This is a genomic window from Nonomuraea sp. MG754425 (assembly GCF_021699195.1).
Classification (GTDB): Bacteria; Actinomycetota; Actinomycetes; order Streptosporangiales; family Streptosporangiaceae; genus Nonomuraea.
The window spans coordinates 1-15,109 of the sequence record NZ_SSXE01000037.1 but is presented as its reverse complement, the minus strand read 5'-3'; the positions used below and the strand labels follow the sequence as shown (position 1 = coordinate 15,109).

Here is a 15,109-nt window from a genome sequence, read left to right as displayed (position 1 = left end):
ACGGCTGCGCGGGCCGGATGGTTCAGGAGCCCTTGGCCGGGTTGGCGGTGAAGACCGGGCTGAAGTTGATGTCGTCGGGCACTTCCAGCATCCTGCGCAGCAGCCGTCCGTTGAAGTCGAGCACCTGGACCTCGTCGTTGGCGGCGTTGTCCTGCTCCCAGCAGTACAGGTGCTCCTCGTCGTAGAAGCCGAGCACCTTGTCGCAGTCGGAGGAGAACTTGCGCACCTGGTCGCCCGTCGTGCTGTCCCAGATGCAGTGGTCGCCGTCGCCGCCGTTCGGGCAGTTGGTGACGAACGTCTTCCCCGACGGGGAGAAGATGTCCTGGGTGCCGGCCGACAGGGTGCCGATGCCCGGCAGGGAGCGGACGGCCTTGCCCTCGGTGTCGAAGAAGCGCAGGCCGCGGTTCTTCTCGTTGCCGTAGACGTTGACCACGCCCTCTTCGGCGCCGTCGAAGCCGAAGGCGGTCTCGCGGATCGAGGTGTCGTCCACGTTGATCACGTCGGCGCTCTTCCCGGCCACGTCGACGATGACGAAGCCCAGGTACTGCCAGTTGTCGCCGGTCTTCTTCTCGACGTTCAGCAGGATCTTCGAGCCGTCTCTCGACCAGGCCCTGATGCTGCTGATCAGCGGGTCCTTGACGGTCTTGATCGTGGTGCGCGCGCCGGTGTCGCGGTCGGTGATGACGATGAAGTCGAAGTCGTCGGAGCTGTAGCTCCTGCCCCTGGCGGCCAGGAGCTTCCCGTCGGGGGAGACCCGCGACTCCCAGTTCTGCGGGAGCTTCGTGAACGTGCCGTGCAGCGAGTTCCTGGCGTAGTCGATCCAGTCGTCCTTGGGCTTGTCGAAGACCTCGTAGGAGGTCAGGACGAGGGCATCGGCGGGGTTCTCGTACAGGGAGATCTTGCCGCCGGGCAGTGACCGCTTGACGCCGGTGGGCGGCACGGCCGGCTGCGTCGCCGTCGGGTCGGCGGTGGGCGAGCCGGTCCTGAGCGCCACCGACGTCGACGACCGGTCGATCTGGATGATCACGATCACGCCGGCGAGCAGGAGCAGCGCGAGCCCCACCGTCACGCCGGCGATCAGCGGGGCCTTGCCGCTCCTGCGCGCCGGGGCGGGCGGGTGCGGGCCGGACTGCGCGTAGGGATGCGGCCAGGACTGCTGCGGGTGCGGATGCTGCGGGTACTGGGCGCCGGTCGCGTACGGCAGGTTGCCGGAGACCGGCCCGGAGGGGGAGGTGAACGGCGGCATCGAGTGCCCCCCGAACGACGGCCCGGCCGGGCCCGTGCCGGGGCCGTGCTGCTGCGCCGGAGCGGCCTCGGCCGCGCCGCGCGCGAGCATGCCGGGGTTCGGCGCCGGCTGGTGCAGCAGGCGCATGATCACCTGCTCGGCGGTGGGCCGCTGCGCCGGATCCTTGTTCAGGCACGCGACCACCACGTCACGCAGCGGTCCCTCGGGGATCGAGCCGAGGTCGGGCTGCTGGTTGAGCACGCGGTTGATCACGGCGGGCATCGTGTCGCTGCCGAACGGCGCTCGCCCGGAGGCGGCGTAGACCATCGCGCTGGCCCACGAGAACATGTCGGCGGCGGGCCCGACGGTGTGGCCCATGATCTGCTCGGGCGGCATGTACGACGGCGTGCCCACGACCATGCTGCTGATCGTGGAGGTGGCGTTCAGCGCCCGCGCGATGCCGAAGTCGATCACCCGCGGCCCGTCGGCCCCGATGATCACGTTGGCCGGCTTGAAGTCGCGGTGCACGATGCCCGCCTGGTGGATGGCGGCCAGCGCCGTGGCGGTGCCGATGGCCAGCCGGTGCAGGACGGAGCCCGCCCGCGGCCCCTCCTCCTGCACCACCTGGTGTAACGAGGGACCCTCGATGAACTCGCTGATGATGTACGGCCGGTCCTGCTCGACCCCGGTCCCCAGCACGGTGGCGGTGCAGAAGGGCGCGACCTGCTGGGCCACCTGGACCTCGCGCAGGAACCGTTCCACGCTCACCCGGTCGCCCGACAGGTCGGGCCGCAGCCACTTGACGGCCACCCTCTGGTCGGAGTGGTCGGAGGCGAGGTAGACGACGCCCTGACCGCCCTCGCCGAGCCGGCCGAGGAGCTCGAAGCCCCCCAGCCGTTGCGGATCTCCGGGGCGGAGGGGAGCGAAGGATGCCATGAGGGGATTCTGTCCCTATGCCACCCATCCGTAAAAACTACCCGCGGGTAGGGCCGCGGAATATCCTGCTGACATGCAGGTGACGTCCAGTGGTAGGACCCAGTGCATCATTTCTCCTTTCACCGGAGAAACCATCGCTGAACTGCCCATTTCCAGCACTGATGACGTACGCGCGGCGTTCGGCGAGGCCCGCGCCGCCCAGCTCGGATGGGCGGGCAGAACGCCCGCCGAAAGAGCCAGGCCCTTCCTCCGCCTGCACGACGCCATCCTCGACCGGCGGGACGAGATCCTCGACATCGTCCAGGACGAGACCGGCAAGGCCCGCAAGCACGCCTTCGAGGAGGTGCTCGACGTCGCGGGCTGCGCCCTCCACTACGCCCGCAGGGCGCCCCGGCTGCTCGCGCCGCGCGCCCGCAAGGGCATCTTCCCGGTCGCCACCCGCGTGACGGAGCTGCGCCGGCCCAAGGGCGTGGTCGCGCTGATCAGCCCGTGGAACTACCCGCTCGCGCTGGGCGTCACCGACGCGGTGCCCGCGCTGCTGGCCGGCAACGCGATCGTCCACAAGCCGGACACCCAGACCGCCCGGTCCACCCTGTGGACCATCGACCTGCTGGCCGAACTGGGCATGCCGCGCGAGATCTGGCAGGTCGTGCTGGGCGAGCCGGCCGACATCGGCGACGCGCTGCTCGGCCACGCCGACTACGTCGGCTTCACCGGCTCCACCCGCGGCGGCAGGAAGATCGCCGAGGCGGCGGCCGGCCGGCTCATCGGCTGCTCGCTGGAGCTCGGCGGCAAGAACCCGATGATCGTGCTCGACGACGCCGACCTCGACGTGGCCGTACGGGGGGCCGTGCGCGCCTGCTTCACCAACGCGGGCCAGCTCTGCCTGTCCGTCGAGCGCCTGTACGTGCACGCCTCCGTCTTCGACGACTTCGCCGGACGTCTCGTCCGCGAGGCCGAGGCGCTCAAGCTCGGCCCCGGCCACGACTGGACGGTGCAGATGGGCTCGCTCACCTCCCGCCGCCAGCTCGACGCCGTCACCGCGCACGTGGACGACGCCGTGGCCAAGGGCGCGACCGTGCTCACCGGCGGCCGGGCCAGGCCCGACCTCGGCCCGCTGTTCTACGAGCCGACCGTGCTCACCGGCGTCGGGCCGGACATGGCGCTGTGCCGCGAGGAGACGTTCGGGCCCGTGGTGGCGCTCTACCCGTTCGCCACCGACGACGAGGCGATCGAGCTGGCCAACGACACCGACTACGGCCTCAACGCCTCCGTCTGGAGCGCCGCCCTGCCACGGGCCCGCCGCCTGGCCGCCCGCGTCCACGCCGGGACGGTCAACGTCAACGAGGGGTACGCCGCCGCGTACGCGTCCTACGACGCGCCCATGGGCGGGGTGAAGGCGTCCGGGCTCGGCCGCCGGCACGGGGTCGAGGGGCTGCTGCGCTACACCGAGGCCCAGACGGTGGCCTCGCAGGCGACGTGGCTAGGCTTCGAGCCGCCGGCCGGGATGCCGTACGAGAGGTGGGCCGGGCTGCTGGCGGGCACGCTGAAGGCGATGCGCCGGCTACGGCTCAAGTGACGCCGGCGACGGGCGTTCAGGTCAGGGTGTGGCTGACCCAGACGTTCGGCTCCACGTAGACGGCGTGGTCGTGGGGCACGTCGCAGTGCACCGGGGTCAGCGCGCCCGGCACCTCCACCGGCCCCGAACGGTCGAAGGGCAGGCCCGTCCAGCCGCGCCACTCCGCCAGCGTGCCCGCCACCACCATCGACCGGGGGGCCACCTTGACGATCTTTCCGCCCGCCCGCACGTGCACCCGGAGCCAGGCGTCGTGGGGCAGGCCGTCGGAGCGCGTCCGGAAGGCGTACTCGGACATGGGGGTGTGGGGTTCGAGGTGCTTGCGGTTGGGGCGGACCGGGGCGACCAGCTCGTGGTGGCCGAGGCGGGCGGCGTGCTCGCGCAGCGCGGCCACCATCAGCGCCGACAGCCCGGTGCCGAGCAGGTCGCGGCGGACGGTGATCTCCAGGGCGGAGATCGCGTCGGTGTCCGCCCCGCGTTCGCGCGCCAGCCAGCCGGACCTGATCACGCCGTCCCAGCCGTCGTCGGGCAGCGGGCCGCCGTTCGCGGCGAACGGGATCATGCACGCCCGCGCCGCCAGCCGCCCCGGCTCGGCGTCGTCGTCGGCCACGAGCACGTAGTCCTGGTACGTGGTCGTGACACGGGCGTAGAACAGGTCGGCGATGGGATCGTTCAGCACGAACTCGTGCCAGGTGTGGTCCATGTCCCACAACGAGGAGGCGAACTCGGGGCGTTCGGCGAGCGTGGTGACGCGCAGCGGCATGAGCCTCATCCTGCCCGCCGCCACCGGGGGCTCGCGCGCCATTTATCGGCACTTAATGCCGCCCCGCAGGTGCGCTAGCGTCGGCCGCATGACTGAACTTGACGCCAGGCTGCGAGCCGTCACCGATCTGATCGTGGCCGAGGCGCGTGAGGGCGGCGGTCGCCACGAGTACGACGGCAGGATCCAGGACCTGTCGCCCGACGGCGTACGGGCCGGGCTCGACCGGCTCGGCCAGGGGCCCGCGCCCGACGACGCGCATGACGCCAGGCACCTACAGGTGTTCGAGGCGAGTCTGCGTTACCAGCTCGGCGAGCTGGAACTGCACCGGAAGAACCCGCTGCTCCACCTCTCCAACCTCGACCTGGCCTGCTACGACCGCGACTACGGCCCCGAGGACGAGCGCGTCGCGGCCAAGGCGGCGCACCTCGCGCTCTGGCCCGAGGCCGTGGAGCACGCCGTCACCGCGCTCGACCAGGTGCCGGCCCCCGTCGCGAAGTCCCTGCTCGGGGCGGTCAAGGGCCTGGCCGCGGGCGTCACGGACGAGACCGCGCTGCGGGCGCACGCCCGGCTCGTCGCCCACGTCGAGCGGGCCGCCGACGAGGGCGACCCCGACGCGGCGCTCGGCGGCGCGGCGCTGGCCACGCTGATGGGCACCGCGGAAGGGCTGCCCGTCGATCTCGGCAGGCTGGCCGAGCGGGCCGACGCCGAACGCGACCGGCTCATGACGCTGCTCGCCGAGTCCTGCGCCAAGCTGGGGGAGAAGGACCGGCCGCCGCTCGACGTCGTACGCGAACTGGTCAAGGACCACCCCGACCCCGACGGCGTGATCGAGGCGGCCCGGATCGGCACCGAGAAGGCCATCGCGTTCACCCGCGAGAAGGATCTCGTGCCCTACCACGACGGCGAGTGCCTGGTCGGGCCGGCGCCCGAGTCGCGCCGCTGGGCGATGGCCATGATGGCGTGGAACTCGCCGGGCGAGCCCGACGGCCCGTCCTGGTATCACATCACCCCGCCCGACCCGTCCTGGCCGCGGCAGGAGCAGGAGGAGTGGCTGGAGGTCTTCAGCAGCGCGACCCTGCCCGCGATCAACGTCCACGAGGTCGCGCCCGGCCACTTCTCGCACGCCAGGGCACTGCGGCGGGCCCCGTCCGAGGTGCGGCGGCTGCTGCAGTCGATGGCGTTCGTCGAGGGCTGGGCGCACTACGCCGAGGAGCTGTGCGTCGAGGAGGGCTTCGAGTCCGGCGACCCGCGCTTCGAGATCGGCGTGTGGGTGGAGGCGCTGATCCGGGTCACCCGGCTGGCCGTCGCGATCGGCGTGCACACCGGCCAGATGACGGTCGAGGAGGGCGCCAGGCGGTTCGAGTCCGACTCGCACCTGGTGGGTCCGGCGGCGCTGTCGGAGGCGCGCAGGGCCTCCTTCGACCCGACGTACGGCCGTTACACGTGGGGCAAGCTGCTCATCCTCGACCTGCGCGAGCGGGCCCGCCGGGAGTGGGGCGACGGCTTCACCGTGCAGCGCTTCCACAGGTCCCTGCTCGACCTCGGCTCACCGCCCCTCGGCCTGATCGACGCCGCCCTCTGACCCCTTTCGGGCCCCTTGGGGTGCTTCGCGCCCTTGCCCGGGGAGATCGGGTAGCGTCTCTCACGCTGATCGGGGAACGTCCTATGGCGTCGATTCGCTTGGGAGGAACGTTCGTGCGCGAGCTCTCCGGCAAGGTCGCGGTGGTGACGGGTGCGGCGAGCGGCATCGGGCGGGCGCTGGCCCTCCGGTTCGCGGCCGAGGGGATGACGCTCATGCTCGCCGACGTCGACCACGGCGAGCTCGCGCGGACCGCCGCGCTGGCCGGTGACGCCGAGGTGCTCACGCAGATCACCGACGTGTCCGACGCCTCGGCCGTGCGGCACCTCGCCAATCGCTGCTTCGGGGAACTCGGGGCCGTCCACGTGCTCTGCAACAACGCCGGCGTCTTCCAGGGCGGCCACATGTGGACCCGCGACGAGGACGACTTCGCCTGGCTGCTCGGCGTGAACCTGTGGGGCGTGCTGCACGGCATCCACGAGTTCGTGCCCCGCATGATCGAGCAGGACACCGAGGGGCACATCGTCAACACCGTCTCCGTCGCGGGCCTGTTCGCCTCACCGGGCACCGGCGGGTACGCGGTGACCAAGTACGCCGCACTGGCGGCCTCCCTCGCCCTGGCCCAGGACCTGGCCGCCACGGGTGCCAAGCTGCGGGTGAGCGCGCTGTGCCCCGGGGCGGTCAGGACGCGCATCGGCGACTCCGACCGGACCCGCCCGTCCAGCCTGTCCATCACCCCCACCCCCGACGAGGTGGAGTCACGGGAGTGGGCCGGGCGGGCGGCCGAGCACGGCATCGAGCCGTCCGAGGTGGCCGACCTGGTCGTGTCGGGCATCCACGACGAGCGCTTCCTGCTGCTGACCGACCCCAGGTACGAGGCCAGGCTGCGCGCGCAGACCGAGGCCCTGCTCACCGGGAGCCTGCCCGGCTACCAGTGACGGTCGTGCACCAGCACCCGTACGACCGTGGTGCTACGCGGCCTGACCAGCACCCGTACGGAGTCGCCTGGCAGTACGTCCTGGTACAGCCCCTGCTCGACCTCGAACGCCGTGGCCCTGCGCGAGCTGCCGTCGTGCAGGGCGATGAAGTAGCGGTCGGTGTCCGTCCAGCGCTTGACGACGTGCCCGGTGACCTCCTGCCGGCGCGGGAGCGGCCTGGCGGGCTCGATCTCGCCGCTGTGCCAGCCGCTGCCCGTGAAGATCCACTCCTGGCCGGTCACGGCCGGGCCCGCCGCCGCGACCCGGCGGCCACGTTCCGTCAGCACGAACCCCCGGCCGCCCATGAGCAGCCCGATCCCCGCCACGAACGACACCGCCGTGGCGATGATCCCCGGCCACGACACCCCGGACGCCACGACGGTGACGTACCAGGGGACGGCGAGCCCCGCCGCGAGCAACACCGGCACCAGCAGGCTGGGCCAGCGCCGCCGCGCCAGACCCAGATCAATGGCATGCCGGCGGACGAGCGGGACGAACACCCGGTCCAGCTCGTCCGCCTCGGGCATCAGGTCGATCACCGCGGCCTCGTCCGCGTCGCCCACGCGGGCGCGCACCCGGTCCAGGGCCCACCGCTCGTACGCGGGCGGCGGCTCCTCCAGGGGAGCCCCGAGCGACAGCCGATCACCCTCGACCGTCACCCAGCCACGCCCGGCGAGCTCGAACAACGTCGTGTGGAAGACCTCCTGGGCCCGCGTGCCGCGTAAGAGATCGGCCACGGGGGCGGGCGTCGGCTCGTCCGCCGCCGGTGGCTCCAGGCCGCCGCGGCGGGACACCTTGAAGGCGGTGGCCAGCGCGGCGACCCAGAGCGCCCACGCCGCCGCCGGCCAGACAAGATCCATTGTTCTGTGTTAGCACGTCGGCCCGAGCCAGACCAGGTGTAGTCCAGGTGTAAGACGCGGGGCCGATACACTGTGGTCACCGCATATCGCCTTTGGGGGGTTCTCACGGTGTCTGAATTCGACACAGTGCTGGTGGTCGACTTCGGCGCACAGTACGCGCAGCTCATCGCCCGACGGGTGCGTGAGTGCCACGTCTACTCGGAGATCGTGCCGTCGAGCATGCCGGTCGAGGAGATGATGGCGAAGAACCCGAAGGCGATCATCCTGTCCGGCGGCCCTTCCTCGGTCTACGCCGAAGGTGCGCCGCCTGTGCCGCACGGGCTTTTCGAGACGGGTGTGCCCACGTTCGGCATCTGTTACGGCTTCCAGGCCATGGCCCGGGCGCTGGGCGGCGAGGTGGCCCGCACCGGCGTCGCCGAGTACGGCGGCACCGCGCTGGAGGTGCTCGACGAGGGCGTCATCTTCGCCGGCCTGCCGGCCAGCCAGACCGTGTGGATGTCCCACGGCGACAGCGTGGCCGCCGCCCCCGAGGGCTTCACGGTGACCGCCTCCACCCGCGAGACACCGGTCGCCGCCTTCGAGAGCGTCGCACGCGGCCTGTACGGCGTGCAGTTCCACCCCGAGGTGCTGCACAGCGAGCACGGCCAGGCCGTGCTCAAGCACTTCCTGGAGGCGGCCGGCTGCCGCCCGTCATGGACGATGCTCAACATCGTCGAAGACTCCGTCCAGGCCGTCCGTAGCCAGGTCGGCGACGGCCGCGCCATCTGCGCGCTGTCGGGCGGGGTCGACTCCGCCGTGGCCGCCGCGCTCGTCCAGCGGGCCATCGGCGACCGCCTGACCTGCGTCTTCGTCGACCACGGCCTGCTGCGCAAGGGTGAGGCCGAGCAGGTCGAGCGCGACTTCGTGGCCGCCACCGGCGTCAAGCTCCGCGTGGTCGACGCCTCCGAGCGCTTCCTGAAGGCGCTCGAAGGCGTCACCGACCCGGAGGAGAAGCGCAAGATCATCGGCCGCGAGTTCATCCGCGTCTTCGAGGACGAACAGCGCGCCATCATGGCCGACGGCCCCGTGGAGTACCTGGTCCAGGGCACGCTCTACCCCGACGTGGTCGAGTCGGGCGGCGGCACCGGCACCGCCAACATCAAGTCCCACCACAACGTCGGCGGCCTGCCGGAAGACCTGCAGTTCCGGCTGGTGGAGCCGCTGCGGACGCTGTTCAAGGACGAAGTGCGCCGGGCCGGCGAAGAGCTGGGCCTGCCGTCCGCGATGGTCTGGCGCCAGCCGTTCCCCGGCCCCGGGCTCGGCATCCGCATCGTCGGCGAGGTCACCCGCGACCGGCTGGCCCTCCTGCGCGAGGCCGACGCCATCGCCCGCGAGGAGCTGTCACGGGCCGGGCTGGACCGCCAGATCTGGCAGTGCCCGGTGGTGCTGCTGGCCGACGTCCGGTCGGTGGGGGTTCAGGGCGACGGGCGCACCTACGGGCATCCCGTGGTGCTGCGTCCGGTGACGTCCGAGGACGCGATGACGGCCGACTGGGCGCGGGTGCCGTACGACGTGCTGTCCCGCATCTCCACCCGCATCACCAACGAGGTACGCGACGTCAACCGGGTGGTCCTGGACGTCACCAGCAAGCCCCCGGGCACCATCGAGTGGGAGTGACCCCCACGGGAGCTTCTCGGCGAGGGTGCTGAGCCCTCGCCTCGCCCGTCCGGCCTCAGATGCCGATGAGCCGGACCTGACGGCCGCACAGCCGGGCCATGTCATCGACGTCCGAGGTGAGCATGGCGACAGGGCCGGGCTGCCGGAGCGCCATTTCGGCGACCGTCGCGTCGATCGCGTGCTTGTGGCCGTGTAAACCCGCCGTTCTGAGCAGATCGGCGGACGCCTTCGCCGCGCGTTCGGTCACGGGCTCGATCTTGACGCGGGAGAGCACCCACCGCAGCCGAGGCGCGTTCACGCGCTGGTGGCTGACCTCCACGATGGTGTTGGCGCCGATCACCAGATCGGCGCCCATGGTGTGGAAGACGTGAAACATCGCAAGGACTTCGCGGTCCTGCGCGATCCAGGCGGAGAGCCCCTGGGAATCCAGGACGACCGTTTCGACGTGCTCGATCACGCCGCTCCCGCCGAACCGCCGGGGTTCGCCGCGCCGAAGATCCGGGTGTGGGCCTCGATCAGCTCCTCGTCGGTGAACTCCCCATGCTCCTCCTGGTGACGCATCAGCTCAGCGCCGAGAAGCTGGTGCCGTAGCTGGCGCGCCACCGCCTCGGCGACATAGCCGGAGATGTTGTCGGTGAGCTTCCTGAGCTCGGCGACCTGGTCGTTGGGCAGGGTCACCGTGATACGCGTGGTATCCGCCATGAGGCAAGCATACTGCGGTATGCGCAGGGTGGGCGGGAGTGCCGGACGTTCGCGGTCAGTGGGGCGTGTCCTGTTCGAGGGGCTCGGCTCTGGATGACACGACGGGCTCTTCCGCGCGTTCGGGTACGTCCAGCGGCAAGGCGGGCCTTCGGCGTAGCCGGTGCCACAGGGCGGCGGTGAGGCGGGCGAGCAGCCGGCCCACGCTGCCCAGGAGGAGCGGCACCAGCAGTGCGCCCACGAAGATCGGCGCGGCCAGGTAGCGGAAGTCCTGTGCCGAGATGTTGGCCAGGACGGCGAGCTGCTGCCCGGCCACCACCGCCGCCACCGCGAGCGCGTACCGGTTGCGCAGTGCCCACGCCGCCAACCCGGCCGCCAGGTACGACACGTACGCCCACGAGGCCCCGCGCCACAGTGCCCAGTCCCAGGCGGGCGCGAGCGACCCGGTCAGCCACGGGTCGGCCACCCGGTACAGCTCGATCGACAGCGGGCGCAGCGAGAACACCCAGCGTCCGGGGAAGTCGGCCACCTTGCCCGGCCCCACGTACGTGTCGGCGTTGGGCCGCCGCGAGAGCCGGTACGTCGTCCCCCCGGTCGCCGTCTCGTCCTGGGCCGGCCGCCACGCGATCGACCCCCGGCACAGGCGCGCGCCGATGACCGTGCCCGGCTCGGTGACCAGCAGCCGCCGCCACAGCCCCAGCAGTTCGGTGGCGTGCAGGTCGGCCTGGGCCCAGTCGAAGTCCGCGCGCCAGATCAGCGGGTTGATCGTGTGGCAGGTGCCGCCCTCCCACCAGCGCGTGAGCGGCGCGACGGACGTCATGAGGCTGACGTCCTCAGGGGTGAACCGGCCGGGGTGCTCGCGGTAGGCGACCGCGATGTCCCCGTACGCGGTGTGGTAGACGTACGTCCTCGACGGTGCCACGATACCGGCGTCCGGGAAGACGAGGTTCGTGAGCACGAGGGGGAGTGCGGCGGCGAGCGTGCCGGCGAGCAGCAGCCGCACCCGCGCGGTCCGGACGATCACCACGAGCGCGAGCACGGCGACGCCCGCGACGAGGAAGCCGTTCGCGCGGAACAGCCCGAGCGCCGCGAACAGCAGCGTGAACCCGAGCAGCGCGGGCAGGGTGACGGCCCGCCGGGCGGCGACGCGCGCGCACAGGCCCGCGACGGCCACGGCGCAGATCGTGAACGGCACGTCCTTCCACAACGTCACCGTGAACGCGCCCACCGGCGGCGCCAGCGGCATCAGCACGGCTACCACGGTGGTCGGCAGCCGTGGCGCGCCCAGCGCCTTGAGCGACTGCGCCAGGTAGGTCAGCGCCCCGGCCATGGCGGCGGTCTGGGCGAACGTGACCGCGCCGAGGTCGCCGGTCTGGGTGAAGCTCAGCCACACCAGCGCGTCGTAGGCCACCGAGTGGTCGCCCACCCAGGGCCCGACGACGGTGTGGCTGAGGTACAGGACGGAGTCGCGGCTGAACAGGCCGGGGTAGAACGCCGCCCACCAGCACCCGAGCACCGCCTGGACGATCAGGAAGATCGCCAGGGCGACCCACGGCCGGCGCCTGGTCTCGCTCCTCATGTGTCAATCCCGGGCTGAGGAGGAGCAGGTCAGAAGTAACTCTCCCCGGCCACCGGCCCCTTGCCGCCCACCAGCGTGGGCACCGTGACGAGGTGGTAGCCGCGCTTCTTGAGCTCAGTGAGGATCTCGGGCATGGCCGCGACCGTCTGCGGGACGACGTCGTGCATGAGGATCACGCCGTCGCGCTTGGCGAGCTTGAGCACGACGTCCTTGATCTTCTTGGTGTCGCGCAGGCTCCAGTCGAGCGTGGAGCCGGTCCACATGACCTGCGCCAGCTCGGTCTGGCCGGCCAGACCGAGCACCCGCTCGTCGGTGTGCCCGTACGGCGGGCGGTAGAGCCTGGGCTCTTTGCCCGTGACGTTCTTGATCAGGTTCTGGGTGACCTTGAGCTCGTCGAGGATCTCGTTGTCGGAGTAGGCCGGCAGCGAGGCGTGCGAGTAGGTGTGGTTGCCGATCGCGTGCCCCTGCGCGGCGAGCTGCTTGACCACCCCGGGCCGCTGCTCGACCCGCTTGCCCACGAGGAAGAACGTGGCCTTGGCACCCGCCTTGGACAGCGTCTTGAGCAGGGCACGGGTGTGCTCGCCCGGCCCGTCGTCGAACGTGAGCGCCAGGCACTTGACCTTGGCGCAGTCGACGGCGGCGGCCTGGGCTGCCGGCGCGGGCAGGAAGGCGAGAGTCAGCGTTGCCGCGAGGAGGGCGCGAATCACCACACGGCCAAGCCTAGGGCCTACCGCGGCCGGATCAGGTGAGTGCCGGTGTCTCGTTCTGGAACCGTCACCGCTGCAGGCGCGCCCGCAGGAACAGGCTCACGCCCTTGAACGACTTGACCGGCAGGTAACGCTCGGCGCGGACGACCGCCGAGAGCCCCGCGTTGACCAGGTGGGGCGTCCTGCGCAGGTCGCTGCCCCTGGAGCCGCGACGGTGCCGGGCCACGAGCGGGCGCAGGAGCACGTTCCAGCTCCAGACGCGGTCGATGGTCAGCCCGGCCTTCTCGACGACGACCGTGAGCGAGTCGCGGCCGTAACGGCGGACGTGGCCCACGGCGTCGTCGTGCGCGGACCACAGCGCCATGTCGCACGGCACCGCGATCAGCGCGTGCCCGCCGGGCGCCAGCACGCGGGCGATCTCCTCGGTGACCAGGTGGTCCTCGCGGATGTGCTCCAGCACGTCGAAAGCGGTCACCAGGTCCACGCTGCCCGTCTCGAACGGCAGCGCACGGGCGTCGGCGCGGACCGCCTTGATCCCGCGCCGTCTGGCCGTCTCCACCGCCGTCTGGGAGTGGTCGGCCGCGGTGGCGTCCCAGCCCGCCTCGACCAGCACCCTGGTGTTCCCGCCGCCCGCCGCGCCGATGTCCAGCGCCCGCCCGGGGCGGCCCAGCCGGCGCAGTTCCCCGCGCAGGATGGCCCGGCGCTCGCGATACCACCAGTGGGTGTCCTCAAGGGCGATCAGGCGGCGGATCTCAGTGGTTTCCATCATCAGTTCCTTGTCCGGGAGAAGACCCACCGCAGCAGGGTGAGCAGGCAGTACGTGACCGCGACCGCGCCGGACTCCGGCTCGGGGCCGTCGGGCACGCTGAGCACGACCGCGGTGGTGAGGGCGTAGAGCGCGGCGAAGCGCGTCGCGGTGCGGACGGCCGAGTGGCCGTGGGCGGTGAAGGTGACGAATCCGGCCAGGAGGATCGCGCCGAGGTTCGTCGCCGCGGGCGACCAGAACTCTCGTAACGGCAGGTACGCCAGCGCGTGCAGGGTCCCCGGGATCATCCAGACGAAGGCCGACACGTCGAGCGCCGGTGGGCCGAGCACCGCGTCCGGATGCGCGGGGGCCGGTTCCGGCCTGCGCAGTTCGACCCGCGCCCGGCCCGTCGACATCGACCAGGCCACCCTGGCCAGACCCTTCAGGTCGTCCACGGCCGTCCTGACCACCCGGACGCGGGAGTCGGCGTCCTCGATCCAGTCCACCGGCACCTCGTGCACCCGCAGCCCGTTGTGCTCGGCCAGCAGCAGCAACTCGGTGTCGAAGAACCAGGAGTCGTCCTCGATCTTGTTCATCAGCGGCCTGACGACGTCCGTCCTGGCGGCCTTGAACCCGCACTGCGCGTCGCTGAACCGGACCCCGAAGGCGAGTCTGAGCAGGCTGTTGTAGCCGCGTGAGACCACCTCGCGGCGGATCGAGCGGCGGGTGCGCGCGCCGGGCGCCAGCCGGGTGCCGATGGCGATCTCGGAGTGGCCGCTGGCCACCGCGGCGACCAGCGGGAACAGGGCGTCGAGGTCGGTGGACAGATCGACGTCCATGTACGCCACGATGTCGGCCGGGCTGTCCTGCCAGGCCGCGCGCAGCGCCGCGCCCCGGCCCCTGATGTCCAGCCGCCGGGCGTGCACCTGGGCGAACTCCCCGGCCAGCCCGGTGGCGACCGGCCAGGTGGCGTCGGTGCTGCCGTTGTCCACGATGGTGATCCGCCATGGCAGGGGGAATCCGCCGTCGAGGAAGCGGGCCAGCGTGCGGACGCAGCCGGGCAGCGCGCGTTCCTCGTTCAGCACGGGGATGACGATGTCCACGCTCGCGGGCCGGGCCGCGGGATCGAGGATGCGGGGGCTCGGCTCCATGGCGGCACGCGTGTCCATCGACTCCCCTGATCTCGCTCGTGGCCGTGGGTCCACGGAAATGGTGCTGGGGACGTCCAGCGGGGCGCGTGCGGGTTTCTCGTTACCTTTCCGAGAACCGGCGCGACCTTTACCTTCAGGGGGCGGCGGTACCTTCAGGGGAGGCGGTAGACGGAGGAGGTCGCGTTCCGGAACCGCAGGCTGGCAAATTTCCCTAGTTCCGGATTTATGCCAGTAAAGAGCCATTTGACGCCGTACTTTCGGCTCAGCTCCCGGACGTTCTCCGCCGTCGGACGCTCGAACACCGCGTCGTTCGCCGCCAGCAGCGCCGGATCCCCGAACGGCACCGCCAGATACGACCGCAGGAACGGCCGCGCCCGCGACAACGTGCTCTCGGCGTAGGCCCACCCTTCGACCAGCACCCGCCGCTCGCTGAACCCCGACACCCAGAAGTGCCTGCTGTCGCACACCCGCCACCAGTCGTACCGGCAGTGCAGATCCGTGGCCACCACGTCATCGGGCGAGGAGTGCGCGCGCAGCCACCGTCCCGCCTCCAGCGCCCCCCTCGGGATCAGCCGCTCCCGTCGCTCCGCAAGAGGCGTGACGTGCGCGGCCACGTCACGCCTCTTGCGGAGCGACGGGAGCGGCTGATCCCGAGG

Annotated in this window: 14 protein-coding genes; 4 read left to right on the top strand and 10 right to left on the bottom strand. The window is 71.6% G+C overall.

The genetic code is table 11. From position 1 onward, the window contains the following. Positions 1-22: 22 nt before the first annotated feature. Positions 23-2,161, bottom strand: a complete 2,139-nt coding sequence (locus tag FAF44_RS15605) for a WD40 repeat domain-containing serine/threonine protein kinase (protein WP_237103873.1) — start codon at positions 2,159-2,161, stop codon at positions 23-25. 73 nt (positions 2,162-2,234) lie between these two features. Here FAF44_RS15605 and FAF44_RS15600 point away from each other — a divergent pair, with 73 nt between their 5' ends. Continuing rightward, positions 2,235-3,740: a succinic semialdehyde dehydrogenase gene (locus tag FAF44_RS15600; RefSeq protein WP_237103872.1), complete on the top strand. Its 1,506-nt coding sequence runs from the start codon at positions 2,235-2,237 to the stop codon at positions 3,738-3,740. Between the two features lie 16 nt (positions 3,741-3,756). Here the strand turns inward: FAF44_RS15600 and FAF44_RS15595 are convergent, their stop codons facing one another. Continuing rightward, entirely contained in the window at positions 3,757-4,542 is a 786-nt protein-coding gene (locus FAF44_RS15595; protein ID WP_237103871.1) for an N-acetyltransferase, read from the bottom strand. Positions 4,543-4,588: 46 nt separating this feature from the next. Between FAF44_RS15595 and FAF44_RS15590 the strand changes: the two genes are divergently transcribed. Both FAF44_RS15590 and FAF44_RS15585 read left to right on the top strand, forming a co-directional pair. After that, positions 4,589-6,082 (top strand): DUF885 family protein, encoded by a 1,494-nt coding sequence (locus FAF44_RS15590; protein WP_237103870.1) that lies wholly within the window; start codon positions 4,589-4,591, stop codon positions 6,080-6,082. Between the two features lie 113 nt (positions 6,083-6,195). Beyond that, positions 6,196-7,017, top strand: a complete 822-nt coding sequence (locus FAF44_RS15585) for an SDR family NAD(P)-dependent oxidoreductase (RefSeq protein WP_237103869.1) — start codon at positions 6,196-6,198, stop codon at positions 7,015-7,017. Here FAF44_RS15585 and FAF44_RS15580 read toward each other — a convergent pair. Then, positions 7,008-7,916 carry a DUF2207 domain-containing protein gene (locus FAF44_RS15580; protein ID WP_237103868.1) on the bottom strand — a complete coding sequence of 303 codons (909 nt, stop codon included), beginning with the start codon at positions 7,914-7,916 and terminating at the stop codon, positions 7,008-7,010. The two genes, FAF44_RS15585 and FAF44_RS15580, sit on opposite strands and share 10 nt — an antisense overlap. Positions 7,917-8,024: 108 nt before the next feature. Between FAF44_RS15580 and guaA the strand changes: the two genes are divergently transcribed. Then, positions 8,025-9,572, top strand: coding sequence for a glutamine-hydrolyzing GMP synthase (gene guaA, locus FAF44_RS15575; RefSeq protein ID WP_237103867.1), 1,548 nt, complete (start codon positions 8,025-8,027; stop codon positions 9,570-9,572). A gap of 55 nt (positions 9,573-9,627) precedes the next feature. On the opposite strand, the gene FAF44_RS15570 is transcribed toward guaA, so the two are convergent. From FAF44_RS15570 to FAF44_RS15540, 7 genes are all read right to left on the bottom strand, one after another. Beyond that, positions 9,628-10,029 carry a DNA-binding protein gene (locus FAF44_RS15570; protein WP_237103866.1) on the bottom strand — a complete coding sequence of 134 codons (402 nt, stop codon included), beginning with the start codon at positions 10,027-10,029 and terminating at the stop codon, positions 9,628-9,630. Next, positions 10,026-10,274, bottom strand: a complete 249-nt coding sequence (locus FAF44_RS15565; RefSeq protein ID WP_237103865.1) for a type II toxin-antitoxin system CcdA family antitoxin — start codon at positions 10,272-10,274, stop codon at positions 10,026-10,028. Before FAF44_RS15565 ends, FAF44_RS15570 begins: the two co-directional genes overlap by 4 nt. 55 nt (positions 10,275-10,329) lie before the next feature. Beyond that, positions 10,330-11,850: a hypothetical protein gene (locus tag FAF44_RS15560; protein WP_237103864.1), complete on the bottom strand. Its 1,521-nt coding sequence runs from the start codon at positions 11,848-11,850 to the stop codon at positions 10,330-10,332. Positions 11,851-11,879: 29 nt separating this feature from the next. Continuing rightward, on the bottom strand, positions 11,880-12,560 hold the full coding sequence (locus FAF44_RS15555) for a polysaccharide deacetylase family protein (RefSeq protein ID WP_237103863.1): 681 nt from the start codon (positions 12,558-12,560) through the stop codon (positions 11,880-11,882). Positions 12,561-12,624: 64 nt separating this feature from the next. Beyond that, complete coding sequence (locus tag FAF44_RS15550) at positions 12,625-13,326, bottom strand: class I SAM-dependent methyltransferase (RefSeq protein ID WP_308193330.1); 702 nt, start codon at positions 13,324-13,326, stop codon at positions 12,625-12,627. Further along, positions 13,326-14,471 (bottom strand): glycosyltransferase, encoded by a 1,146-nt coding sequence (locus FAF44_RS15545; RefSeq protein WP_237103862.1) that lies wholly within the window; start codon positions 14,469-14,471, stop codon positions 13,326-13,328. Before FAF44_RS15545 ends, FAF44_RS15550 begins: the two co-directional genes overlap by 1 nt. 134 nt (positions 14,472-14,605) lie before the next feature. Next, positions 14,606-15,109 (bottom strand): hypothetical protein (locus tag FAF44_RS15540; protein ID WP_237103861.1); only part of this gene is annotated, 504 nt, incomplete at its 5' end.

Bases quoted from the DNA above. Each gene is read 5' to 3' on its own strand.
- FAF44_RS15580 (WP_237103868.1), bottom strand. From the start codon at position 7,916: ATGGATCTTGTCTGGCCGGCGGCGGCGTGGGCGCTCTGGGTCGCCGCG.
- FAF44_RS15590 (WP_237103870.1), top strand. From the start codon at position 4,589: ATGACTGAACTTGACGCCAGGCTGCGAGCCGTCACCGATCTGATCGTG.
- FAF44_RS15560 (WP_237103864.1), bottom strand. From the start codon at position 11,850: ATGAGGAGCGAGACCAGGCGCCGGCCGTGGGTCGCCCTGGCGATCTTC.
- FAF44_RS15600 (WP_237103872.1), top strand. From the start codon at position 2,235: ATGCAGGTGACGTCCAGTGGTAGGACCCAGTGCATCATTTCTCCTTTC.
- FAF44_RS15595 (WP_237103871.1), bottom strand. From the start codon at position 4,542: ATGGCGCGCGAGCCCCCGGTGGCGGCGGGCAGGATGAGGCTCATGCCG.
- FAF44_RS15545 (WP_237103862.1), bottom strand. From the start codon at position 14,471: ATGGACACGCGTGCCGCCATGGAGCCGAGCCCCCGCATCCTCGATCCC.
- FAF44_RS15550 (WP_308193330.1), bottom strand. From the start codon at position 13,326: ATGATGGAAACCACTGAGATCCGCCGCCTGATCGCCCTTGAGGACACC.
- FAF44_RS15565 (WP_237103865.1), bottom strand. From the start codon at position 10,274: ATGGCGGATACCACGCGTATCACGGTGACCCTGCCCAACGACCAGGTC.
- FAF44_RS15605 (WP_237103873.1), bottom strand. From the start codon at position 2,161: ATGGCATCCTTCGCTCCCCTCCGCCCCGGAGATCCGCAACGGCTGGGG.